The sequence below is a fragment of the Citrobacter sp. Ce006 genome (genome assembly GCF_030336535.1).
In the GTDB taxonomy this organism is placed as follows: domain Bacteria; phylum Pseudomonadota; class Gammaproteobacteria; order Enterobacterales; family Enterobacteriaceae; genus Citrobacter; species Citrobacter europaeus.
On record NZ_JAOWDO010000073.1, the window covers coordinates 412,054 to 436,829 of the forward strand.

19 protein-coding genes and 1 riboswitch are annotated in these 24,776 nt (G+C 54.0%); of the genes, 4 read left to right on the forward strand and 15 right to left on the reverse strand.

The genetic code is table 11. The annotated features are described in order from the left end of the window. Positions 1 to 44: 44 nt before the first annotated feature. Genes apaH through lptD form a run of 6 tightly spaced genes read right to left on the reverse strand, consistent with a single transcriptional unit; the run spans position 45 to position 6,790 of the window. Positions 45 to 893, reverse strand: a complete 849-nt coding sequence (apaH, locus tag OGV94_RS20700; protein WP_043018397.1) for a bis(5'-nucleosyl)-tetraphosphatase (symmetrical) ApaH — start codon at positions 891 to 893, stop codon at positions 45 to 47. A 10-nt stretch (positions 894 to 903) separates the two neighbouring features. Then, positions 904 to 1,281: a Co2+/Mg2+ efflux facilitator ApaG/CorD gene (gene apaG, locus OGV94_RS20705; RefSeq protein ID WP_003018867.1), complete on the reverse strand. Its 378-nt coding sequence runs from the start codon at positions 1,279 to 1,281 to the stop codon at positions 904 to 906. A gap of 2 nt (positions 1,282 to 1,283) precedes the next feature. Then, positions 1,284 to 2,105, reverse strand: a complete 822-nt coding sequence (gene rsmA / locus OGV94_RS20710) for a 16S rRNA (adenine(1518)-N(6)/adenine(1519)-N(6))-dimethyltransferase RsmA (RefSeq protein WP_005124503.1) — start codon at positions 2,103 to 2,105, stop codon at positions 1,284 to 1,286. Continuing rightward, complete coding sequence (gene pdxA / locus OGV94_RS20715) at positions 2,098 to 3,090, reverse strand: 4-hydroxythreonine-4-phosphate dehydrogenase PdxA (protein ID WP_080625734.1); 993 nt, start codon at positions 3,088 to 3,090, stop codon at positions 2,098 to 2,100. Before pdxA ends, rsmA begins: the two co-directional genes overlap by 8 nt. Next, complete coding sequence (gene surA, locus OGV94_RS20720; protein WP_003829603.1) at positions 3,090 to 4,376, reverse strand: peptidylprolyl isomerase SurA; 1,287 nt, start codon at positions 4,374 to 4,376, stop codon at positions 3,090 to 3,092. Before surA ends, pdxA begins: the two co-directional genes overlap by 1 nt. Positions 4,377 to 4,429: 53 nt before the next feature. Continuing rightward, entirely contained in the window at positions 4,430 to 6,790 is a 2,361-nt protein-coding gene (gene lptD / locus OGV94_RS20725) for an LPS assembly protein LptD (RefSeq protein WP_043018399.1), read from the reverse strand. Between the two features lie 379 nt (positions 6,791 to 7,169). Here lptD and djlA point away from each other — a divergent pair, with 379 nt between their 5' ends. After that, the gene (gene djlA, locus OGV94_RS20730; protein WP_286524295.1) at positions 7,170 to 7,985 is read left to right on the forward strand and encodes a co-chaperone DjlA; all 816 of its coding nucleotides are present in this window, start codon (positions 7,170 to 7,172) and stop codon (positions 7,983 to 7,985) included. Between the two features lie 95 nt (positions 7,986 to 8,080). On the opposite strand, the gene rluA is transcribed toward djlA, so the two are convergent. The 3 genes from rluA to polB all read right to left on the reverse strand — a co-directional run bounded on the left by rluA (position 8,081) and on the right by polB (position 14,187). Then, on the reverse strand, positions 8,081 to 8,740 hold the full coding sequence (gene rluA / locus OGV94_RS20735) for a bifunctional tRNA pseudouridine(32) synthase/23S rRNA pseudouridine(746) synthase RluA (RefSeq protein ID WP_042312382.1): 660 nt from the start codon (positions 8,738 to 8,740) through the stop codon (positions 8,081 to 8,083). A gap of 11 nt (positions 8,741 to 8,751) precedes the next feature. Next, on the reverse strand, positions 8,752 to 11,658 hold the full coding sequence (gene rapA / locus OGV94_RS20740) for an RNA polymerase-associated protein RapA (RefSeq protein WP_043018402.1): 2,907 nt from the start codon (positions 11,656 to 11,658) through the stop codon (positions 8,752 to 8,754). A 177-nt stretch (positions 11,659 to 11,835) separates the two neighbouring features. Next, entirely contained in the window at positions 11,836 to 14,187 is a 2,352-nt protein-coding gene (polB, locus tag OGV94_RS20745) for a DNA polymerase II (RefSeq protein ID WP_286524298.1), read from the reverse strand. Positions 14,188 to 14,787: 600 nt separating this feature from the next. Between polB and OGV94_RS20750 the strand changes: the two genes are divergently transcribed. Beyond that, positions 14,788 to 15,171: a DUF4751 family protein gene (locus tag OGV94_RS20750; protein ID WP_043018405.1), complete on the forward strand. Its 384-nt coding sequence runs from the start codon at positions 14,788 to 14,790 to the stop codon at positions 15,169 to 15,171. Positions 15,172 to 15,213: 42 nt separating this feature from the next. Here OGV94_RS20750 and araD read toward each other — a convergent pair whose 3' ends face one another. The 3 genes from araD to araB form a co-directional block, all read right to left on the reverse strand. Beyond that, positions 15,214 to 15,909 (reverse strand): L-ribulose-5-phosphate 4-epimerase, encoded by a 696-nt coding sequence (gene araD / locus OGV94_RS20755; protein WP_043018406.1) that lies wholly within the window; start codon positions 15,907 to 15,909, stop codon positions 15,214 to 15,216. 104 nt (positions 15,910 to 16,013) lie between these two features. Further along, positions 16,014 to 17,516: an L-arabinose isomerase gene (araA, locus tag OGV94_RS20760; protein ID WP_181634080.1), complete on the reverse strand. Its 1,503-nt coding sequence runs from the start codon at positions 17,514 to 17,516 to the stop codon at positions 16,014 to 16,016. Positions 17,517 to 17,526: 10 nt separating this feature from the next. Beyond that, a complete protein-coding gene (gene araB / locus OGV94_RS20765; protein WP_286524300.1) occupies positions 17,527 to 19,236 on the reverse strand; it encodes a ribulokinase in 1,710 nt (569 codons plus the stop codon). A 339-nt stretch (positions 19,237 to 19,575) separates the two neighbouring features. Between araB and araC the strand changes: the two genes are divergently transcribed. Both araC and OGV94_RS20775 read left to right on the forward strand, forming a co-directional pair. After that, entirely contained in the window at positions 19,576 to 20,421 is an 846-nt protein-coding gene (gene araC / locus OGV94_RS20770) for an arabinose operon transcriptional regulator AraC (protein ID WP_006686679.1), read from the forward strand. A gap of 119 nt (positions 20,422 to 20,540) precedes the next feature. Continuing rightward, on the forward strand, positions 20,541 to 21,308 hold the full coding sequence (locus tag OGV94_RS20775; protein WP_043018409.1) for a DedA family protein: 768 nt from the start codon (positions 20,541 to 20,543) through the stop codon (positions 21,306 to 21,308). A 44-nt stretch (positions 21,309 to 21,352) separates the two neighbouring features. Here OGV94_RS20775 and thiQ read toward each other — a convergent pair whose 3' ends face one another. From thiQ to thiB, 3 genes are read right to left on the reverse strand one after another with little or no spacing between them, the layout of a single operon-like run. Then, positions 21,353 to 22,051: a thiamine ABC transporter ATP-binding protein ThiQ gene (gene thiQ / locus OGV94_RS20780; RefSeq protein ID WP_286524301.1), complete on the reverse strand. Its 699-nt coding sequence runs from the start codon at positions 22,049 to 22,051 to the stop codon at positions 21,353 to 21,355. Beyond that, on the reverse strand, positions 22,035 to 23,645 hold the full coding sequence (thiP, locus tag OGV94_RS20785; protein ID WP_075145211.1) for a thiamine/thiamine pyrophosphate ABC transporter permease ThiP: 1,611 nt from the start codon (positions 23,643 to 23,645) through the stop codon (positions 22,035 to 22,037). The genes thiQ and thiP overlap by 17 nt, the downstream gene beginning before the upstream one ends. Further along, a complete protein-coding gene (gene thiB, locus OGV94_RS20790; RefSeq protein WP_221922673.1) occupies positions 23,621 to 24,604 on the reverse strand; it encodes a thiamine ABC transporter substrate binding subunit in 984 nt (327 codons plus the stop codon). Before thiB ends, thiP begins: the two co-directional genes overlap by 25 nt. A 31-nt stretch (positions 24,605 to 24,635) precedes the next feature. Then, positions 24,636 to 24,760: riboswitch (TPP riboswitch) on the reverse strand. Positions 24,761 to 24,776: the final 16 nt, after the last annotated feature.

A 24,776-nucleotide genomic window follows, 5' to 3' on the forward strand; every position in this document is an offset into this window, starting at 1 on the left:
CGTAGGCCGGATAAGGTGCGAGCACCGCATCCGGCAGACGACTATCAGGCGTTGACCGCCTCGCCGGGATCCAGATTCAAATGGCGATTTGATGGCTGCACGAAGTACTGTTTGTCTTCCCAACGCAGACAGGTGAGATCGCCTCCCCAGCAACACCCCGTATCCAGCGCGTAAATACCTTCTGGCGTGCCTTTGCCCTCCAGCGATGCCCAGTGCCCGAAAGCAATGCTATAGGCTTCACTGACAGGGCCTGGAATGGCAAACCACGGCTTCAGCGGGGCTGGCGCATCTTCTGGCGACTCTTTGCTGTACATATCCAACTGACCATTGGGAAAGCAGTAACGCATGCGGGTAAACGCATTGGTAATAAAACGCAGGCGGGCCAGACCGGTCAGTTCCGGGGTCCAGTTGTTTGGCATGTCGCCATACATCGCATCCAGGAAGAAGGGATACGAATCGCTCGACAATACGGCTTCAACATCGCGAGCACAGTCCTTCGCCGTCTGCAGGTCCCACTGTGGGGTAATCCCTGCGTGCGCCATCACCAGTTTCTTCTCTTCATCTACCTGCAACAGCGGCTGGCGGCGGAGCCAGTTAAGCAATGCATCAGCATCCGGTGCTTCAAGCAGCGGCGTAAGCCGATCTTTTGGTTTATTCCGACTGATGCCGGCAAACACGGCCAGCAGGTGTAAATCGTGATTGCCGAGGACTAACCGTACGCTGTCGCCCAGCGATTTAACGTAGCGTAAAACGTCTAACGACCCTGGCCCACGGGCGACCAGATCGCCGGTGAGCCATAAGGTGTCTTGTTCTGGATTAAAGTCTACCTGGTGCAGCAAGGCTACCAGTTCATCGTAACAACCGTGAACGTCGCCAATGAGGTATGTTGCCATAGCTATTGTTTTAATGAATGAGTGTAGGAACGGCGAGTCGGAACACGGGAATGTCGATGGTAAAGGCGATTCCTTGCTCATCAATCATTTCGTAATGACCCTGCATGGTGCCCAGCGGCGTTTCAATCACTGCACCGCTGGTGTACTGGTACTCTTCGCCAGGTTCGATGTGGGGCTGAACGCCAACCACACCTTCGCCCTGAACTTCGGTTTCGCGACCATGACCATTGGTGATCAGCCAATAACGCCCCAACAGCTGCACAGGCGCTCGCCCCAAATTGCGGATAGTCACGGTATAAGCAAAAACGTAACGTTCATCATCAGGTGAGGATTGCGCCTCAATGTAGACGCTTTGTACCTGAATGCACACTCGGGGCGAATTGATCATGTTTAACTCTCCTTCGATGGCGCGTTTTCTGACAGATAGTTAGCCATCCGGCAGTATTGCGCGACAGAGATATTTTCCGCTCGCATCGCCGGATCAATGCCCAGCTCTGTCAGTACTTCAACGCTAAACAGGTTACCGAGGCTGTTACGCACCGTTTTACGGCGCTGATTAAACGCTTCGGTGGTAATACGGCTCAGCACACGGACATCTTTAACCGGGTACGGCATTGTCGCGTGAGGGACCAGACGCACTACGGCGGAATCGACTTTAGGCGCAGGCGTAAATGCAGATGGCGGCACTTCAAGTACCGGGATCACATTGCAGTAATACTGCGCCATGACGCTTAATCGACCATACGCTTTACTGTTTGGCCCTGCAACCAGACGATTGACCACCTCTTTTTGCAACATGAAATGCATGTCGGCAATGGCATCAGTATAGGTAAAAAGATGGAACATCAGCGGCGTGGAGATGTTGTACGGCAGGTTGCCGAATACGCGCAGCGGCTGACCCATCGTTTGTGCCAGTTCGCCAAAGTTCATAGTCATGGCATCTTGCTGATAAATCGTCAGCTTTGGCCCTAAAAACGGGTGTGTTTGCAGGCGCGCGGCGAGATCGCGGTCCAGCTCAATGACCGTGAGCTTGTCCAGGCGTTCGCCAACGGGTTCGGTCAATGCTGCCAGGCCCGGGCCGATTTCGACCATAGCCTGACCTTTCTGCGGGTTGATAGCAGAGACAATACTTTCGATCACAAATTGATCGTTGAGGAAGTTTTGCCCGAAACGTTTACGGGCTAAGTGGCCCTGATGGACTCGATTATTCATTAGTATTAACAATCATTTTGATGGCGAGATTAAGCGCCGTAATAAAACTGCCGACATCTGCTTGCCCACGACCCGCAAGTTCAAGTGCGGTGCCGTGATCGACGGATGTGCGAATAAAGGGCAGGCCCAGCGTGATATTCACACCGCGACCAAATCCCTGGTATTTTAGCACGGGGAGACCCTGATCGTGGTACATTGCCAGCACGGCATCCGCGTGGTCGAGATATTTGGGCTGAAACAGCGTATCTGCGGGCAGCGGACCGTTTAATTTCATCCCTTGCGCACGCAGTTCATCGAGTACCGGAATGAGGGTGTCTATCTCTTCCGTTCCCATATGACCGCCTTCACCAGCATGCGGGTTTAAACCGCACACCAGGATATGCGGATCGGCAATGCCGAACTTGGTGCGCAAATCATGATGCAAAATGCCGATCACTTCCTGAAGCAGGCCGGGCGTAATAGCATCGGCAACGGCTCTGAGCGGCAAATGCGTGGTTGCCAGGGCAACGCGCAGCTCTTCCGTCGCCAGCATCATGACGACTTTCTTTGCCTGTGAGCGCTCTTCAAAAAACTCGGTATGCCCGGTAAACGGGACGCCTGCGTCATTGATTACACCCTTGTGAACCGGACCGGTGATCAGCGCCGCAAACTCACCTTGCAGACAACCATCGCAGGCGCGAGCCAGCGTATCCACTACATATTGCCCGTTCTCTACCGCCAACTGACCCGCGACAACAGGTGCCCGCAGCGCAATCGGTAACAGCGTCAATGTGCCTGCTGATTGCGGTTTGGCTGGGATATCTGGAGAGTATGGGAGGAGTGAAAGCGGTAAACCGAGCATCGCTGCCCGGTCACTGAGGAGTGCTGCATCCGCACAGACAACGAGTTCTACAGGCCACTTGCGCTGGGCGAGCTGAACCACCAGGTCCGGGCCAATCCCGGCGGGTTCGCCGGGAGTGATAACAACGCGTTGAGTACGAGTCATTAGTTGCTCAGAACTTTAACGTAGGCGCTGGCGCGCTGTTCCTGCATCCAGGTTGCTGCTTCTTCCGAGAATTTACGGTTCATCAGCATACGGTAAGCTCTGTCTTTCTGCGCCGCGTCAGTTTTATCAACGTTACGCGTGTCCAGCAGTTCGATCAAATGCCAACCGAAAGAGGAGTGCACCGGGGCGCTCATCTGGCCTTTATTAAGTTTGGTCAGCGCATCGCGGAAAGCAGGGTCAAAAATATCCGCTGCAGCCCAGCCCAGATCGCCGCCCTGGTTAGCAGAACCGGGATCCTGAGAAAACTCTTTAGCCGCTGCCGCGAAGGTAGTTTTACCGCTCTTAATATCTGCCGCGATTTGTTCCAGCTTCAGACGCGCCTGTTGATCGGTCATGATCGGCGACGGCTTAAGCAGAATGTGGCGGGCGTGAACTTCAGTCACGGAGATGCTCTGGCTTTGGCCACGCATGTCGTTCACTTTCAGGATGTGGAAGCCGACACCTGAACGAATTGGGCCGATGATATCGCCTTTTTTCGCGGTACTTAACGCCTGGGCGAAGATACCCGGCAGCTCCTGAATACGTCCCCAACCCATCTGGCCGCCTTTCAGCGCCTGTTGGTCGGCTGAATAAGTGATGGCCAGTTTGCCGAAATCGCTACCGTTACGCGCTTCATCAACAACCGAGCGCGCCTGGCTTTCAGCCGCGTTGACCTGGTCGGAAGTTGGGTTTTCCGGTAATGGGATCAGAATGTGGCTCAGGTTCAGCTCGGTGCTGGCATCGTTCTGGTTGCCGACCTGCTGTGCCAGGGCATCCACTTCCTGAGGCAGGATAGTGACGCGACGGCGAACTTCGTTGTTACGCACTTCAGAGATGGTCATCTCTTTGCGGATCTGGCTACGATAGGTCGAATAACTTAAGCCATCCTGTGCCAGACGGCTGCGCATCTGATCCAGCGTCATGTTGTTCTGCTTGGCGATATTGGCGATAGCCTGATCCAACTGCTCGTCAGAGATTTTCACACCCATCTTCTGACCCATCTGCAGGAGGATTTGATCCATGATCAAACGTTCCAGGATCTGATGACGCAGCGTGGCATCGTCCGGTAACTGCTGACCAGCCTGACCTGCATTAAGTTTTACTGACTGCATTAAGCCATCGACGTCGCTTTCCAGAACGACGCCGTTATTGACGACGGCTGCGACTTTATCGACTACCTGTGGGGCAGCGAAACTGGTATTCGCGATCATGGCGATACCGAGAAGCAGCGTTTTCCAGTTCTTCATACTTTTTCCATTTCAATTAACCGCAATGCGGATTACGTTGTAAATCAATCAGATCATAAAGAGCTTTGATACGGCAAAATGTTCGAACGCAACATTTGGTTGGTGCCGAGACCGTAGTTGGAGCTCAGGCCGCGCAGTTCGATATTAAAGCCGATCGTGTTGTCATAAACTGCATGTTTCTGAGTGTCATCCCAACCGTTCAGCTTACGTTCGTAGCCGAAGCGAATGGCGTAACAGCAGGAGTTGTACTGTAGGCCCAGCATGGAGTCCGCTTCTTTGTTCACGTTGGTGTCGAAGTAGTAAGCTCCGACAATCGACCAGCGATCGGCGATCGGGAAGCTTGCCACTGCGCCCACCTGCGAAATCCCGTTTTTATACTGCTCTGCCGTGGAGTAGTAAGACGGCAGAGTGGCCTGGATATACTCCGAACTGGCGTAACGGTAGTTCAGCTGCAGCATACGGTTTTCGTCGCGACGGTATTCGATACTGCTGCTGCTGGTTGCGACGCTGTCCAGACGCGTGTCGTACTGGATCCCACTGCGTAAACCCCAACGATCGGAGATGCGCCAGTAGGTGTCGCCCGCCCATACCAGTGAACCTGTTTTGTCGTCATTCTCCCATTTAATGTTGTCATCGCCGGTGCGAGACTCGGTGAAATAGTAGATTTGACCCACAGAAATATTAAAACGTTCAACGGCTGCGTCATCATAAACGCGAGATGTGACCCCGGTCGTCACCTGGTTGGCGGAAGCGATACGGTCCAGGCCGCCATAGGTACGGTCACGGAACAGGCCGCTATAGTCAGCTTGCAGCAGGGACGAGTCATAGTTATAGATATGACTTTGGTCGCGATACGGGACGTACAGGTACTGAGCGCGTGGCTCCAGCGTCTGGGTATAACCCGGCGCCAGCATTTGCATGTCACGCTCGAACACCATCTTGCCATCAACTTTAAACTGCGGCATGACGCGGTTGGCTGAATCATCGAGCTTGTTAACGTTACTCGGGTTATTGTTGTACCAATCCAGGTTGGTCTGCTGATAGTGCGTTGCCAGCAGTTTCGCTTCGGTATTGATACTTCCCCAGTTATTCGATAACGGCAGGTTGATAGTCGGTTCCAGGTGAACACGTGTGGCTTCCGGCATGTCGTCATTGGTGTTAACGAAATGCACCGCCTGGCCATAAATGCGGGTATCAAACGGACCAACGTCATTTTGGTAGAAGTTGACATCTAACTGCGGCTCAGCGGAATAACTACTTGTATTCTGATCGTCAAAGACCTGGAACTGCTTGGTCGAAACCGTGGCGTCAAAGTTCTGTACCGCGTAGCCAACGCTGAATTTTTGCGTGGCGTAGCCGTCGGTACTGGAACCGTATTTGTTATCGAAATCATTAAAGTAGCTGGAGTCGCTGACTTTGGTGTAGTCGACGTTGAAACGCCACACCTGGTCCATTACACCGGCGTGTTGCCAGTAAAACAGCCAGCGACGTGAATTGTCATCTTTCGGATGTTCATCCTCGTACACTTTATCGGAGTTCAGATAATCGAACTCCATCAGGCCCGCACCAGCCTGAGTGAGGTAGCGGAATTCGTTCTCCCACATGATCCCGCCACGACGGTGCATATAATGCGGCGTGATAGTGGCGTCCATATTGGGCGCAATGTTCCAGTAGTACGGCAGGTAGAACTCAAAATAGTTCTTGGTAGAATATTTTGCGTTCGGGATCAGGAAACCGGAACGGCGCTTATCACCAACGGGCAACTGTAAATAAGGACTGTAAAAGATCGGAACCGGACCCAGTTTAAAGCGGGCGTTCCAGATCTCCGCGACCTGTTCTTCACGGTCATGAATGACTTCGCTACCGACAACGCTCCAGGTATCGGAACCTGGCAGACAGGAGGTGAAGCTACCGTTTTCCAGAATGGTATAGCGGTTTTCCCCACGCTGCTTCATCAGGTCGGCTTTTCCGCGCCCCTGACGGCCTACCATCTGGTAATCACCTTCCCAGATGTTGGTATCTTTGGTATTCAGGTTAGACCAACCCTTCGGCCCCTTCAGAATAACCTGATTATCATCATAATGGACATTGCCCAGCGCATCGACGGTACGTACTGGCTCCGGCTGGCCATCGGCTTGCTTCTGGTGAAGCTGCACTTCGTCTGCCTGCAGGCGGCTATTACCCTGTGCGATGTCCACGTTGCCGGTAAACACCGCGTCATCCGGGTAATTCCCTTTGGCGTTGTCGGCATTGATGGTGACGGGTAATTCATTGGTCTCGCCCTGTACCAGAGGACGGTCATAGCTTGGCACGCCCAGCATACACTGTGAGGCGAGATCGGCTGCCAGGCCCTGATGGCTATAGAGGGCGCTGGCAATCATGGTGGCCAGAAGAGTGGGAATACGTTTTTTCATACGTTGTATTTATTGTTCCATCATCAGTAGCGTCGCGCGTGACAAACGGTCACAGCCTAACTTATCTCATCTTCACTTCGCTAGTATTAATCCTGCCCATTTTATACCCGCCACCTTTCAAGCTGCATCGTCGTTGTCTTCCTCGTTCACCCCAGTCACTTACATGAGTAAGCTACAGGGGACTCACTACGTTGCCGCCTTGCTGCAACTCGAAATCCAACGGGTATAGCGTTTGTGGTGTTAGGCACGGCATTGAATGACAGGTATGATAATGCAAATTATAGGCGATGTCCCACAATTGACCGCAGCCGCAAATCGGTAAAAGCACCTTATATTGTGGGACATAGCCTGGCTGAGAGCATAAAGGTTTGGGGAGTCTATGCAGTATTGGGGAAAGATAATTGGTGTAGCCGTGGCCTTAATGATGGGCGGCGGCTTCTGGGGTGTGGTTCTGGGCCTGTTAGTTGGCCACATGTTCGACAAAGCCCGCATGCGCAAAATGGCGTGGTTTGCCAACCAACGTGAACGCCAGGCGCTGTTTTTTGCCACCACCTTTGAGGTGATGGGGCATCTGACCAAATCCAAAGGTCGCGTCACGGAAGCCGATATTCATATCGCCAGCCAATTGATGGATCGGATGAATTTGCACGGAGATTCGCGCACCGCCGCGCAACACGCCTTCCGGGTGGGAAAATCAGACAATTACCCATTACGTGAAAAGATGCGTCAGTTTCGCAGCGTCTGTTTTGGTCGATTCGATCTGATCCGCATGTTTCTGGAGATTCAGATCCAGGCGGCATTTGCCGATGGGTCGTTGCATCCTAACGAGCGTGAAGTGCTGTATGTGATTGCTGAAGAGTTGGGGATCTCACGTACCCAATTTGATCAGTTCCTGCGCATGATGCAGGGCGGCGCGCAGTTTGGCGGCGGGTATCAACAGCAGTCCGGTGGCGGCGGTTGGCAGCAAGCGCAACGCGGCCCGACGCTGGAAGATGCCTGTAATGTACTGGGAGTGAAAGCGACCGATGATGTGACCACCATTAAGCGCGCATACCGTAAGCTGATGAGCGAGCACCATCCGGACAAACTGGTTGCGAAAGGCCTGCCGCCAGAAATGATGGAAATGGCGAAGCAAAAAGCGCAGGAAATTCAGAAGGCGTACGAGCTGATTAAGGATCAAAAAGGATTCAAGTGATTGAATTGCCGGATGCGGCTAGCGCCTTATCCGACCTACGTTAATGAATGTAGGCCGGGCAAGCGAAGCGCCCCCGGCATAAATTGGCTCAGAATTTAAAAATCCGCCGGGACTTTAAACGTCATACTGTTGCCGTATTCGGGATGCGTGATGGTTAACATCTCTGCGTGCAGCAGCAGGCGCGGTGCTAACGCCAGGGCTTGTGGCGGGGCGTAGAAGCGGTCGCCCAGGATCGGATGCCCTAATGCCAGCATATGCACACGCAGCTGGTGGGAGCGTCCGGTAATGGGTTTGAGCACAACCCGGGCGGTATTATCCGCCGCGAACTCCACCACCTCATACTCGGTCTGCGCCGATTTTCCGGTCTCATAACACACTTTCTGCTTTGGCCGGTTCGGCCAGTCGCAAATCAGCGGTAAATCAACCAGTCCCTCGGCAGGAGCGGGATGCCCCCACACGCGCGCAACATACTGTTTCTTCGGCTCACGTTCGCGAAACTGGCGCTTTAGTTCGCGCTCTGCCGCTTTCGTTAGCGCCACTACAATCACGCCGCTGGTGGCCATATCCAGACGATGTACGGATTCAGCCTGCGGATAATCGCGCTGAATGCGCGTCATCACGCTGTCTTTGTGCTCATCCAGACGGCCCGGCACGGACAACAAGCCGCTCGGCTTGTTGACCACCATAATGTGCTCATCCTGATACAGGATAACCAGCCAGGGTTCCTGCGGCGGATTATAGTTTTCCATCCCCATGTATGGCTCCGTTACTGATGCGTCACGACGATCAGGCGCAGGGCATCCAGACGCCAGCCTGCCTGATCCAGGCTTTCCATCACCTGTTGACGGTTGCTTTCAATTGCGCTGAGTTCGTCATCACGGATATTCGGGTTAACGGCGCGCAGCGCTTCCAGACGGGAGAGTTCTGCCGTCAGCTTCTCGTCCGCTTCTTTACGCGCCGCGTCGATCAACGCGCGGGCCGATTTTTCCACCTGCGCTTCGCCGAGCTGCAGAATGGCATGAACATCCTGCTGGACGGCGTTGACCAGTTTGCTACCGGTATGGCGGTTAACGGCGCTGAGCTGACGGTTAAAGGTTTCGAATTCAACCTGCGCGGCAAGGTTATTGCCGTTTTTGTCCAGCAGCATACGTACCGGCGTTGGCGGCAGGAAACGGTTTAACTGCAGCTGTTTCGGCGCTTGCGCTTCCACAACGTAGACCAGTTCAACCAGCAGAGTACCGACCGGTAACGCTTTGTTTTTCAACAACGAAATTGTGCTGCTTCCGGTGTCGCCGGAGAGGATCAGATCCAGACCATTGCGGATCAGCGGATGCTCCCAGGTAATAAACTGCGCGTCTTCACGCGACAGAGCGACATCGCGCTCAAACGTAATGGTGCAGCCATCTTCCGGCAGTCCAGGGAAATCTGGCACCAGCATATGATCGGACGGTGTCAGCACGATCAAATTGTCGCCACGGTCATCCTGATTAATACCAACGATATCAAACAGGTTCATCGCGAAGGCGATCAGACTGGTATCGTCGTCCTGCTCTTCAATACTTTCAGCAAGCCGCTGAGCTTTTTCGCCGCCGTTCGAATGGATCTCCAGCAGGCGATCGCGCCCTTGCTCCAGCTGTGCTTTCAGCGCGTCATGCTGTTCGCGGCAGGTCTTGATCAGATCGTCAAAGCCATCGGTGTTTTCTGGCTCAGCCAGGTAGCCGATCAGATTGTTATAGACTGTGTCATAGATGGTGCGTCCGGTCGGACAGGTGTGTTCGAACGCATCCAGACCTTCGTGGTACCAGCGCACCAGCACGGATTGCGCGGTTTTTTCCAGGTATGGAACGTGGATCTGGATATCATGCGCCTGACCAATACGGTCCAGACGACCAATACGCTGTTCCAGCAGGTCCGGGTTGAACGGCAGATCAAACATCACCAGATTGCTGGCGAACTGGAAGTTACGCCCCTCGGAGCCGATTTCAGAGCACAGCATCACCTGGGCGCCACTATCTTCTTCGCTAAACCAGGCCGCCGCGCGGTCACGTTCAATGATCGACATCCCTTCATGGAACACGGCGGCGCGGATACCTTCACGCTCGCGCAGTACCTGCTCCAGTTGAAGCGCGGTGGTGGCTTTCGCGCAGATGACCAGTACTTTTTGCGAGCGGTGGCTGGTCAGGTAGCCCATCAGCCATTCCACGCGTGGGTCAAAGTTCCACCAGGTGCCGGTGTCGCCTTCGAACTCCTGATAAATCTGTTCCGGGTAGAGCATGTCGCGCGCCCGGTCTTCCGCACTCTTACGCGCGCCCATAATGCCGGAGACTTTAATCGCCGTCTGGTATTGGGTTGGCAACGGTAATTTGATGGTATGCAGTTCGCGTTTCGGAAAGCCTTTCACACCGTTACGGGTATTACGGAACAGCACGCGGCTGGTGCCGTGGCGGTCCATCAGCATCGAAACCAGCTCCTGACGTGCGCTCTGGGCGTCTTCGCTGTCGCTGTTTGCCGCCTGCAATAACGGCTCAATATCCTGTTCGCCAATCATGTCGCCTAACATGTTCAGCTCATTGTTGCTCAGCTTGTTGCCAGCCAGCAGCATGGCGACGGCGTCGGCGACCGGACGGTAGTTTTTCTGTTCTTCAACAAACTGGGCGAAATCGTGGAAACGGTTTGGATCCAGCAGGCGCAGGCGCGCAAAGTGGCTTTCCAGGCCCAGCTGTTCAGGCGTTGCGGTCAGCAACAGGATACCCGGCACGCGCTCTGCCAGTTGTTCAACGGCCATATATTCACGGCTGGGCGCGTCTTCGCTCCACACCAGGTGGTGGGCTTCATCGACGATCAGCAGATCCCATTCGGCGTCACACAGGTGCTCCAGACGCTGTTTACTGCGACGGGCAAAGTCCAGCGAACAGATAACCAACTGTTCGGTTTCAAACGGGTTGTAGGCGTCGTGCTGCGCCTCTGCATAACGCTCATCATCGAACAGCGCAAAGCGCAGGTTGAAACGGCGCAGCATTTCGACCAGCCACTGGTGCTGTAGCGTCTCCGGGACGATGATTAGCACGCGTTCTGCAGCGCCGGAAAGTAGCTGTTGATGCAATATCATCCCGGCTTCAATGGTTTTACCTAAACCAACTTCATCAGCCAGCAGAACGCGAGGAGCATGGCGGCGGCCAACATCATGGGCAATGTTGAGCTGGTGGGGGATAAGGCTGGTACGTTGACCACGCAAACCACTCCATGGCATACGGTACTGCTCGCTCTGAAATTTACGCGCGCGATAGCGCAGCGCAAAGCGGTCCATACGGTCAATCTGACCGGCAAACAGGCGATCCTGCGGTTTGCTGAATACCAGTTTGCTGTCGAGCAGCACTTCACGCAGCGTTACACCGGTTTCTTCTGTATCAAGGCGGGTTCCGATATAGGCAAGCAGGCCGTTTTCTTCTTTTACTTCATCGACATGCAGTTGCCAGCCTTCATGGCTCGTTATCGTATCACCAGGATTGAACATCACGCGGGTCACGGGGGAATCACTGCGCGCATACAGACGGTTTTCGCCCGTCGATGAGAAAAGTAAAGTGACGGTTCGCGCATCCATGGCGACAACAGTACCAAGTCCCAATTCGCTTTCTGTATCGCTGATCCAGCGTTGACCAAGTGTAAAAGGCATATATGTTCGGCTCTATATCTTTAATTGCAGGCAATACTCGTCATTTTCCGGGCTAATCCCCGTTATTGAGAGCATACGACCCCGCTACCAGGCTAATAAATCAGTGGTAGTGGTGTTAAATGGGTCCAGGAATGGAAAGGGCGCTATGGTACTGGATGGCGGCGGTTTCGTCACGCGTCAAAATAACCCCAGTTGTCCTGTGAGTAGTGTAGCAAAATTATCGTCAATAAAGGGAAGAATTCCCTCGGCGACCGGCTGGATCTGACGGGTCAGATAATGCTCATAATCGAGAGCAGACTGCTGATAATCAACAGGTTCTGGACCATTAATCGTCCAGACATATTTAATCGTACCGCGATTCTGATACTGCGGTGGACGCCCCAGTTTGACATTCTGCTCATCGGCTAGCCGCGCAGCGCGCACGTGTGGCGGAACATTGCGCTGGTATTCGCTCAACGGGCGGCGCAGACGCTTACGGTACACCAGTTGTTCATCCAGTTCACCCGCCATCAGACGGTCGATAGTCTCGCGAACGAACTCCTGATAGGGCTGGTTACGAAAAATTCGCAGGTACAACTCCTGCTGAAACTGCTGGGCCAGCGGTGTCCAGTCGGTTCGTACCGTTTCCAGCCCCTTAAACACCATGCGCTGCTCAGCGCCCGCCTGAATCATCCCGGCGTAGCGTTTTTTGCTGCCGGTATCTGCACCGCGAATGGTTGGCATCAGAAAGCGACAAAAGTGGGTTTCAAATTCCAGTTCCAGCGCGCTGGTCAGGTTTTGTTGCTTTAGCGACTGCGCCCACCAGTCGTTGACATAGCTCACCAGCTCACGGCCAATCCGGGCGGCATCCTCTTCTGAGTGCGCCTTTTTAAGCCAGACAAAGGTCGAGTCGGTATCGCCATAGATAACGTCGTAACCCTGAGCTTCAATCAGCGCTTTGGTCTGACGCATGATCGCGTGACCGCGCATGGTGATAGACGAAGCCAGCCTCGGGTCGAAAAAACGGCAGGCGGTGGTGCCAAGCACGCCGTAAAATGCGTTCATGATGATTTTCAGCGCCTGCGAGAGCGGTTTATTGCCATGGCGTTTGGCTTCATCGCGCCCATGCCAGATCTGGGTAACGATTTCCGGCAGGCAATGTTTTTCGCGTGAGAACCAGGCGTCAAGGAATCCTTCGGTGCTGTGCTCCGGATCCGGATGCGCCATCCCTTCAATAAGTCCCACCGGATCGATCAAAAATGTACGGATAATTGACGGATACAGACTTTTGTAATCCAGCACCAGTACGGAGTCGTACAAACCCGGGCGTGAGTCCATTACGTAGCCGCCGGGGCTGGCGTGCGCGGGAACCTCCCCCAGATTTGGTGCCACGTAACCCGCCCGATGCATTCGCGGCAGGTAGAGATGGCCGAAGGCGGCAACGGAGCCGCCGTGCCGGTCGACCGGCAGGCCATTGACCGTCGATCGTTCCAGTAGGAATGGCATGATCTCGGTTTTATGAAAAATACGCGTGACCAGTTCACAGTCTTTGAGATTATAGGTGGCGAGCGCGGGCTTATCCTGGGCAAACCGGCGATCGATTTCGTCCATCCTGTCCCAGGGATTATCAATTGACTTCCCTTCGCCCAGCAGCTCCTGCGATACCGTCTCCAGCGAAAATGACGAGAAATTCCAGAATGCGGATTTGAGCGCCTCGATGCCGTCGATAATCAGGCGGCCTTTAGCCTGTGCGAAAAACACGCCGTTTTTGAAGCCATGCTCGCGCCACTCCAGCTCGCTATGATCACGACCAAAACGCAGAGGAATACGGTAACGTTCGGCATGCTTTTGCAGGACGCGTAAATCGAATTGCACGACGTTCCAGCCGATTATCACATCGGGATCGTGACGGGCAATCCAGTCGTTAAGTTTTTCCAGCAACAGCGGGCGGCTTGCGACGTACTCGAGTTCAAAATCCAGCGCTGAGGCGTCGCCGTTTTCCGGGCCGAGCATGTAGACAATACGCTGCCCACAGCCTTCAAGACCGATACAGTAGAGTTCGCCGTGGCGCGTGGTTTCGATATCCAGCGATACCCATTTCAGCGGCGGTCGATAATCCGGGTTCGGCTTCAGCCGGGCATTAACCAGCGTGCCATTATGTCTGTCGCCTTCAACCCAAACAGGGGACGTGATAAAGCGCTCCATCAGATACCGCTCCGGCGGGCGCACGTCAGCCTCATAGACAGTAACCGCGTTTTCGCGCAGCAGTTTTTCCAGGCGCATAAGCTGGCGATGTGAGCGGCAATACAGGCCGGAAACGGACTGGCGGTGGAAGTCTTGCAACTGAAGCGGCGTCAGGCGATAGCCGTTTTCAGTGCGTAATAATGATGTTACGCGAGGAACCTGACTGCCAGGAATAAACGCCACCGACTCCTGAGGCGCGAGCGTGACTTGCAGTGGCCCGTCGTCTGTAGCCAGCCAGAATGAGACCTCAGTTCCCTGCGGGGTGTCCCGCCAGTGCCGGGTTAAAATAAAGCCTGCCTGCTCCACGCTGCGTATCCATTAAAAAACCAGGCATTATTATAGCCTGGTTTACATGATTGCACTGTTATTTTGTACAGTTAAAAATGAACGTTGCAGGAAGTTGCCGCAACAGTAAAGGCAAAACTCCCTCTGCAGTAAAGTGTTACAGGGTCGGGTTTGGTATTGAATAAATGAATGCCGCTCTTGAATATTTTCCTTTGAATTATTTTATTGGCCTGTCATGGCTATTTGTATTTACTATTTCTTTGTGGTTATGTATTTTTCATAAGTTGGAAGTCCGTATCAGGATTTTTGTGTCATTTTCGGAATTGTGCTCATCCGGTTTTGTTACTTATCCCTCGGTTCAGAGAAAATTGTCCCTATTTTTATTTGTTTTTATTCATGGTTAGTGTAACTATTTTAATCGAAACATTCGGGTTGTCAGGTTGAGTATAATATATTTATATGGCTTGCTATTGTCTGGATAAAAACGGATTTTCAGTTCGATTTCGTCGGGAATATCTCTCTGTATAATTTGATTTTTATCGCTTAATATAATTTTATTCATCTGATAGCTCGAGTGTTTTATATCAATAGCTTGGGTGTGTTGTATGATGGAGAGGTATTATGAATGTTTATACTCAGGCGTTACAGGTAGGATATGATCACTATCTCTTCGTGAATACTCAGTTATCTAATCCTACAATTAAGTCGGTAAGTCGATACATTGAGTATAGAACGTGGTCAGGGCAAATCTGGCGTACTGAGGTTATTGAACGAGGGAATGCTTTTTTTCACTGGCAAGGACATGACAGAATAAATGGGCATCGTGATACGGTTATTAATTACTTATTGAACGGACAACGCTGGCAATCAACAATTGCAGATTATATTTTCTTTCATTCACTGGATGGGGAGGATACTCTGGGACATTATGATAACGTGATTAAATACGTTTGTGCTAATAATTGTATGTATCGCAGTTCGTTTGCAGAATATATAACGGAATAAAAAGAAAGCGCGCCACTCTTTCCGGGCGCGCTTGTATTAATTTCACTGCCCATAGTAGGCTTTTGCGCCGTGTTTGCGCAGGTAGTGTTTATCCAGCAGGGTTTGTTGCATATCCGGCAACTGTGGCGCGAGTTGACGGCAGAAGATCCCCATATAGGCGACTTCTTCCAGCACAATGGCGTTATGCACCGCATCCTCGGCATTTTTTCCCCAGGCAAACGGACCGTGAGAATGCACCAGCACGCCAGGCATCTGCGAAGCGTCAATGCCTTGTTTCTCAAAGGTTTCAACGATCACGTTACCGGTTTCCCACTCATATTCGCCGTTGATTTCGTCCTCGGTCATTTTCCGCGTGCAGGGAATAGAACCGTAGAAATAATCTGCATGGGTGGTACCCGTGGCCGGAATCGACTGACCGGCCTGCGCCCAGATGGTTGCATGGCGTGAATGAGTATGAACAATACCGCCAATGGTTGGGAATGCCTGATACAGCAGACGGTGCGTCGGGGTATCGGAAGAGGGTTTCTTCGTACCTTCTACAACTTCACCGGTAGCGATACTGACGACGACCATATCTTCTGCGGTCATTACGCTGTAATCGACCCCGGAAGGTTTGATCACAAACACGCCGCGATCGCGATCGACAGCGCTGACGTTCCCCCAGGTCAGGGTGACCAGATTGTGCTTAGGTAACGCCAGATTGGCTTCCAGTACCTGACGTTTGAGATCTTCTAACATGATGCTCTCCGATGAATCTTGCCGGATGGCGCTACGCTTATCCGGCCTACAAATCGCACATCCTGTAGGCCGGATAAGGTGTCTACGCCGCCAACCGGCAGTTGTTAACGTTTGAAGCCGTAATACACTTCGTTCCAGCGCAGTGCGTCCTTAAAGGCCGGCAGACGGGTATCGTTGTCGATCACTGCGATCTCGATATCGTGCATTTCAGCGAACTGGCGCATATCGTTCAGATCCAGCGCGTGGCTGAACACGGTGTGGTGCGCGCCACCGGCGAGGATCCAGGCTTCAGATGCGGTTGGCAGATCCGGCTGTGCCTTCCACAGCGCGTTAGCCACCGGCAGTTTCGGCAGGGAGTGCGGCGTTTGCACCGTGTCGATGCAGTTAACCAGCAGGCGATAACGATCGCCGAGATCGATCAGGCTGGCAACCACTGCCGGACCGGTTTTAGTGTTGAAGATCAGACGGGCAGGATCGTCTTTACCACCAATGCCGAGATGCTGTACGTCGAGGATCGGTTTCTCTTCCACCGCGATGGTCGGGCACACTTCCAGCATGTGCGAGCCGAGCACCAGATCGTTGCCTTTCTCGAAGTGGTAGGTGTAATCCTCCATAAATGAGGTGCCGCCCTGCAGACCGGTTGACATCACCTTCATGATGCGAAGCAGAGCGGCGGTTTTCCAGTCGCCTTCGCCCGCAAAGCCGTAGCCTTGTTGCATCAGACGCTGTACGGCCAGACCCGGGAGTTGTTTCAGGCCGTGCAAATCTTCAAATGTGGTGGTGAAGGCGTGGAATCCGCCCTGTTCCAGGAAGCGCTTCATCCCCAGCTCAATACGGGCCGCTTCCAGTACGTTTTGACGCTTTTCACCATGGACTTGCGTCGCCGCCGTCATGGTGTAGGTGCTTTCGTACTCGTCGATCAGCGCGTTGATTTCACCGTCACTAATTGCGTTCACTACCTGCACCAGATCGCCCACGGCCCAGGTGTTTACCGAGAAGCCGAATTTGATCTGTGCGGCAACTTTATCGCCATCAGTGACCGCTACTTCGCGCATGTTGTCGCCAAAACGGCAGACTTTCAGATGGCGGGTATCCTGTTTGGACACGGCCTGGCGCATCCAGGAGCCAATACGCTCGTGCGCTTGCTTATCCTGCCAATGACCGGTGACCACGGCGTGCTGCTGACGCATACGCGCACCGATGAAGCCGAACTCGCGACCGCCGTGTGCGGTCTGGTTCAGGTTCATAAAGTCCATATCAATGCTGTCCCACGGCAGGGCGGCGTTGAACTGGGTGTGGAACTGCATCAGCGGTTTGTTGAGGATAGTCAGACCGTTAATCCACATTTTGGCCGGGGAGAAGGTATGCAGCCAGACCACCAGGCCTGCGCAGCGATCGTCATAGTTGGCATCACGACAGATAGCGGTAATTTCGTCAGGTGAAGTACCCAGCGGTTTTAATACCAGTTTGCAGGGCAGTTTAGCTTCAGTATTCAGTGCGTTAACAACGTGCTCGGCATGTTGGGTTACCTGACGCAGTGTTTCCGGGCCATACAGATGCTGGCTACCAATCACAAACCACACTTCATAGTTATCAAAAATTGTCATTGTCGTGTCCTTAATGAGTCAGGGTTGCCAGGTCTACCGGGGCTTGCTGCGCCGGTGCGGCAGTCGGAAGGTACTGTTGTTCAGCGCTTACCGCCCACAGCTGGTAGCGGCGGTAAAGCTGTTCAAAGCGTTGAGCCTGTTCTGGACGAGGTTGCATCGTCTTTTCTACTGCACTTGCCATGTGCTGCTGGGCGGCTGGAATATCTGCATGGACCTGCGCGGCAACAGCGGCGAAGATAGCCGCACCGAGCGCACAGCACTGGTCTGAAGCGACAATCTGCAGCGGACGGTTTAGCACGTCACAGCAGGCCTGCATGATGACCGGGTTTTTACGCGCGATACCGCCAAGCGCCATGACGTTGTTAACCGCAATGCCTTGTTCGGTGAAGCATTCCATGATGGCGCGTGCGCCAAAGGCTGTGGCGGCAATCAGACCACCGAACAGCGCCGGCGCGTCGGTTGCCAGATTCAGATCGGTAATTACGCCTTTCAGACGCTGATTGGCATTGGGCGTACGGCGACCGTTGAACCAGTCGAGCACTACCGGCAGATGATCAAGCGATGGATTTTTCGCCCAGGCCTCGGTTAGCGCTGGCAGCAGCTGTTTTTGGCTGGCTTTAATCTGTGTTTTCAGCTCCGGGTGCTGCGCGGCAAGCTGTTCCAGCGGCCAGCTCAGCACGCGGCTAAACCAGGCATAAATATCGCCGAATGCAGACTGACCCGCCTCGAGGCCAATAAAATGTGGCACCACGCTGCCATCAACCTGGCCGCAAATGCCTTTCACCGCGCGTTCGCCAACGCTGTGTTTGTCGGCAATCAGAATGTCGCAGGTCGACGTGCCGATGACTTTCACCAGCGTATTGGGCTGTGCGCCCGCGCCGACCGCCCCCATATGGCAGTCAAAAGCGCCGCCGGCAATCACCACGCTTTCCGCTAACCCCAGACGCTGTGCCCACTCGGCGCACAGGGTGCCAACCGGCAGGTCGGCCGTGAAGGTATCGGTAAACATTGGGTATTGCAGATGGCGGTTGAGGATGGGGTCAAGTTCGTCAAAGAAGCTGGCTGGCGGCAGACCGCCCCAGCTTTCATGCCACAGGGATTTATGCCCGGCGCTGCAGCGACCGCGGCGAATATCCTGCGGGCGTACGGTGTTGGAGAGCAGGGCCGGAACCCAGTCGCATAGCTCAATCCACGAGACCGCAGCTTCGGCAACCGCGTGGTCCTGGCGAGTCACATGCAGGATTTTGGCCCAGAACCATTCGCTGGAATAAATACCGCCGATATAGCGGGAGTAATCGCTCTTGCCAGGCGTGTGGCAGAGGCGGGTGATTTCTTCAGCTTCTTCTACTGAGGTGTGATCTTTCCACAGAACAAACATTGCATTTGGGTTTTCCGCGAACTCCGGACGCAGCGCCAGTACGTTGCCGTCGGCATCGATGGGGGCCGGGGTTGAACCGGTACTGTCAACGCCAATGCCGACCACTTCCGCGCGTTGTTCCGCGCTCAGTTCGGCCAGTACGGTTTTCAGCGCCGCTTCCATAGATTCAATGTAGTCGCGCGGATGATGGCGAAACTGGTTGTTCGGGCCGTCGCAATACTGCCCTTGCTGCCAACGTGGGTACCACTCTACGCTGGTGGCGATTTCTTCACCGGTGGCACATTCCACTGCCAATGCGCGTACTGAATCACTGCCAAAATCGAGGCCAATTGCAATCGCCATCGTCTTACTCCATCCAAAAATACGGGTATGGATAAACAGTAGTGAGTGGGGATAAAAACCGTCAGGCAGGATCCGCTAATCTTATGGACTAAAATGCTGTGGGATCACAAAGTGTGACGCTGTGCAAATAATCAATGTGGACATTTCTGCCGTAGTTATAGACACTTTTGTTAGCTGATTTTGACGTTGGCCCAGTACATGTTTTTTACAAATTGCTTTTCACAAGCGGGGTTGATGGTCCATTACCGCAAACACTGCGGCACGCAGGGGCGACGCCGATGATGTCTGGCGTTATATGGACAAATTGTTTCTTAGCAGAATATAGGGAGTATTGAAATTATGGCTGAAACGCAAAACGATCCCTTGCTGCCAGGCTATTCGTTTAACGCGCATTTGGTGGCCGGATTAACCCCCATTGAGGCAAACGGGTACCTGGATTTTTTTATCGACAGACCGCTGGGGATGAAGGGTTATATCCTCAATCTCACCATCCGTGGCGAAGGGGTTATTAATAATCAGGGCAAGCAGTTTGTCTGCCGGCCTGGTGATATTTTGCTGTTTCCACCTGGAGAAATTCACCATTATGGACGTCATCCTGACGCCAGCGAATGGTATCACCAGTGGGTTTACTTTCGCCCGCGCGCTTACTGGCAGGAGTGGCTGGCCTGGCCGGCCATTTTTGCCCAGACCGGTTTCTTTCGTCCGGATGAAGCGCATCAGCCGCATTTTAATGAACTGTTTGGGCAGATAATCAACGCCGGACAGGGAGAAGGCCGCTATTCCGAACTGTTAGCGATTAATTTACTGGAGCAGTTATTGCTGCGACGGATGGAAGCTATTAACGAATCGCTGCACCCGCCCATGGACAACCGCGTACGCGATGCCTGCCAGTACATCAGCGATCACCTGGCGGACAGTAATTTTGACATCGCCAGCGTCGCGCAGCATGTCTGCCTGTCGCCTTCCCGCTTGTCGCATCTCTTCCGCCAACAGCTTGGAATTAGCGTATTAAGCTGGCGTGAGGATCAGCGCATCAGCCAGGCGAAGCTATTGCTGAGTACCACACGTATGCCGATCGCCACCGTCGGGCGCAATGTTGGCTTTGACGATCAGCTCTATTTTTCTCGTGTTTTCAAAAAATGTACCGGCGCCAGCCCGAGCGAGTTTCGCGCTGGATGTGAATAAAAAGTGAATGATGTGTCCTGAAAGTTGTCATAACTCGCAATCTATTCAGACAATTGATGGCTTGACGAAGTTGAGAAGGGTTATCAAAATCCCTGATTCGTAAATCTGACGGACACATTATGCAAGCATTGCTTGAACACTTTATTCTCCAGTCCGCCCTGTACTCTCTGATCGCCGTACTTCTGGTGGCCTTTTTGGAGTCGCTGGCGCTGGTTGGCCTGATTCTGCCCGGGACCGTGATGATGGCGGGGCTGGGGGCGCTGATTGGCAGCGGCGAACTGAACTTCTGGCATGCCTGGCTTGCGGGCATCATTGGTTGCCTGTTGGGGGACTGGATCTCCTTCTGGTTGGGTTGGCGCTTTAAAAAGCCGCTGCACCGTTGGTCGTTTATGAAAAAGAACAAGGCGTTGCTGGATAAAACCGAGCACGCGCTGCATCAGCACAGCATGTTTACTATTTTGGTGGGCCGTTTTGTCGGGCCGACGCGTCCGCTGGTGCCAATGGTGGCGGGCATGCTGGATCTGCCTGTCGCTAAATTTATCGTCCCGAACATTATTGGCTGCATCCTGTGGCCGCCGTTCTACTTCTTGCCGGGGATCCTGGCGGGGGCGGCAATCGATATTCCTTCTGATATGCAGAGCGGAGATTTCAAATGGTTGCTGCTGGGGACGGCGCTGCTGCTATGGGTGGGCGGTTGGCTGTGCTGGCGGCTGTGGCGCAGTGGCAAAGCGGCTGTCGATCGCCTAACCGCGTATTTCCCCCGCAGCCGTTTGCTGTATCTGGCGCCGTTGACGCTCGGGATCGGCGTGGTCGCGCTGGTGGCGTTACTGCGTCATCCGCTGATGCCGGTGTATATCGATATTCTGCGCAAAGTTGTGGGTTACTAGCGATTCCTTTGCCGGATGGCGGCTTCGCCTTATCCGGCAACGCACTATGCTTTAATGCCCAGCAGCGCCGAGGCGCTGACCTGACCGCGTAATAACTCATCCGTTTCGCCCTGCCAGGCGATGCGCCCGTCGGCGACGACGATTGACCGGGGCGCAATTCGCGCCGCATCTTCTACGCTGTGAGAAACCATCAGCAATGTAAGCTGTTTCTCGCGACAGACCTCGGCGACCAGCGTTAACATCTCCTGGCGCAGCGCAGGATCGAGCGCAGAGAACGGTTCATCAAGCAGCAAAATGGGTTGTTCTCGCACCAGGCAACGCGCCAACGCCACGCGTTGTCGCTGTCCGCCGGAAAGCTCACCGGGGAGGCGCACCAGCAAAGAGTCGATCCCCATTTGCTGGGCGATGTGGCGCATTTTCTCCCGCTGAAGCGCGTTCAGCTTCAATCCCGGATTAAGGCCCAGGCCAATGTTTTGCTGCACGCTCAGATGGCTGAACAGGTTATTTTCCTGAAACAGCATGGAAACGGGGCGGCGTGAGGGCGGCGTGGCGGTGTGATCTTCACCTTCAATCATCATCGTGCCGCTGGCTGGCGTGAGAAAGCCGGCAATCAGATTCAGCAACGTACTTTTCCCGGCGCCGCTGGGCCCGAGCACCGCTACCTGCTCGCCGCGCGTGACCGACAGCGTAAAGCGCATGGGCAAATGGTGATAAAGCCATGTGATATCAATCAGTTTTAACATTTCGACCCGGCAATTTTTCAATAACGGTAAACAGCGTGAAGCACAGGATCAGCAGTAATAACGCCGTAACCGCGCCATCCTGACTGCGATAAGAGCCAATCTGCTGATATAAATAAAACGGCAGGGTGCGGAAATCCTCATTACCAAATAACGCCACCACGCCAAAATCGCCAATCGACAGCACGCAGGCAAAAGCCATCGCCTGCGCCAGCGGGCGCTTCAGGGCGCGCAGTTCAACCACTTTCAGGCGCGACCATCCCTCTATTCCCAACGACTGGCACAACATACTGTAGCGCGCAGTGACGTCACGCATTGGGTTTTCCAGCACTTTCAGCGCGTAAGGGATCGCCATCAGCGCATTGGTAAAAATGACAATGCCGTCGGCAGATTCGGGGAGCCCAATAGTATTATTGAGCAGCAGAAAGAAGCCGGTAGCTAGCACGATACCCGGCATGGCGAGGATCATCATGCCGCTCAGCTCCAGCATTTGACCTGCCAGCACCTGCTGTCGGGCACGTAGTTCACGGCTGCTCCATAACAGCATCATGGTGAGTACAATGCACAACGCTCCTGCCGCCAGCGCAATGCGCAGCGAGGTTCCCAGCGCCTGCCACAGTACAGGTTGCCTAAGAACATCCAGCATATGGCGGTTAAAGCCATCGACAATCACCGCCAGCAGCGGCGGCAGCAACAGCAGCAGGGCCAGAATAATCAGCAGAGCGTCTGTCAGGCGGCTGTGCAAACGATCGTCGGGATCGCGCCAGCCCTGAACCAGCGTAGTGCCGGGAGCAATAGCGCGGCTCAGACGTTGGCTGAGCAGTACCAGCGCTAAACAACAAACCATCTGGATCAACGCCAGCATGGCTGCACGACCGGGATCGTAATCAAAGTTAAGCGCCTGATAAATCGCCAGCTCGATGGTGGTGGCCTGCGGCCCGCCGCCCAGCGACAAAACGGTGGCGAAGCTGGCGAAACAGAGCATAAAGATGAGCGCCGCAACGGGAAGGATCTGACGGCGTAGCCATGGCCATTCAACAAAGCGGAAGAAATGCCAGCCGCGCATACCCAACTGAGCGGCTAACTGTCGTTGTTCGCCGGGAATATTTTCCAGTGATTGCAACAGCAGACGACTGGCCATCGGCAGATTGAAAAAGACGTGCGCCAGCAGAATGCCCTGTAAACCGTATGGCGAAAAGGTCCATTCCAGCCCCAATGTATGCCAGAGCGAGGCCAGCCAGCCCTGACGACCATAGACGCTAAGAATACCGAAGACCGCCACCAGCACTGGCAGGATTAACGTCATCGCGCACAGGCGCAGCAGCGCCAGACGTCCAGGAAAACGACGACGATAGAGCGCTCTGGCCAGGAAAATCGCCGGGATGACCGACAGCACTGCGGATAAAAAAGCCTGCCAGAAAGAAAAGCGCACCACGTGCCACAGGTAGTCGTCCTGCCACAGCGAGAGCCATTCTCCCTGCGGGGCGTTAAACCACAGTGCCAGAAACGCGGCCAGGGCAACGGCCACCATCAGCGTGGCGGCGGTAAGCCCTGGAACCAGCCAGCCGGGAATTAACGGCTGACGGCGCGTTGCCATTCGCTAATCCATACCTGGCGTTGAGCTGCAACCTGCTGCGGCGTAAATTCCAGCGCGGTGGCTGGTTTATTCAGTTGCTCGAATCCTGGCGGCAGGGCGACCTGCGTTACCGGATACATCCAGTTGCCGGTCGGAATCGCATTCTGAAATGCCGGAGACACCATAAACTTCAGGAATTTCTCGGCCAGTTCCGGCTGCTTGCTGGCCGCGGTACGAGCGGCGACTTCCACCTGCAAATAATGGCCCTCGCTAAAGTCGGCTGCGGCGTAGTTGTCTTTTTTCTCGGCGATGATGTGATAGGCCGGAGAGGTGGTATAACTGAGCACCAGATCGCTTTCACCTTTCAGGAACAGGCCGTAGGCTTCGCTCCAGCCCTTGGTGACGGTGACGGTTTTGGCTGCCAGTTTCTGCCACGCCTCTGGCGCTTTATCGCCATAGACTTTCTGCATCCATAGCAGCAGACCCAGACCAGGCGTGCTGGTGCGCGGATCCTGATAAATGACGCGCCATTTCTGGTCGCTTTCTACCAGTTCTTTCAGACTTTTGGGCGGATTCTTCAGCTTGTTCTTATCGTAAACGAAGGCGAAATAGCCGTAGTCAAACGGAACGAAGGTATCGTTTTTCCAGCCGCCGGGCACGTTAACGGCGTCACTTGGTACTCCGCTTTTGGCGAACAATTTGGTTTGCGTTGCGGCTTCCAGAAGGTTGTTATCCAGACCCAGCACGACGTCGGCTTTGCTGTTTTTTCCTTCCATGCGCAGGCGGTTAAGCAGTGAGACGCCATCTTCCAGCGCGACCAGTTTCAGCTCGCAGTTGCAGTCAGCTTCAAAGGCTTTTTTAATTGTCGGGCCTGGGCCCCAGTCAGCTGCGAACGAGTCGTAGGTGTAGACGGTCAGTACAGGTTTAGCGAAGGCAGGCGCTGCGCACAGCAGTAAAAGCGGAAGACATTTTTTAAACACTTTGCACCTCAAGAGTTGGGTGGCAAAGGACTTGAGGAACTGACTCAAATCCCTTCGCCGGCATTATCCGGATCAGGTTCGACGGGTATCTCTCAGCCCATACGCAGATCGAATGATTTTGTGTATGTTTTTTATTTAGCACCCCGTTGAGAACGGCGTTAGTGTAATGATT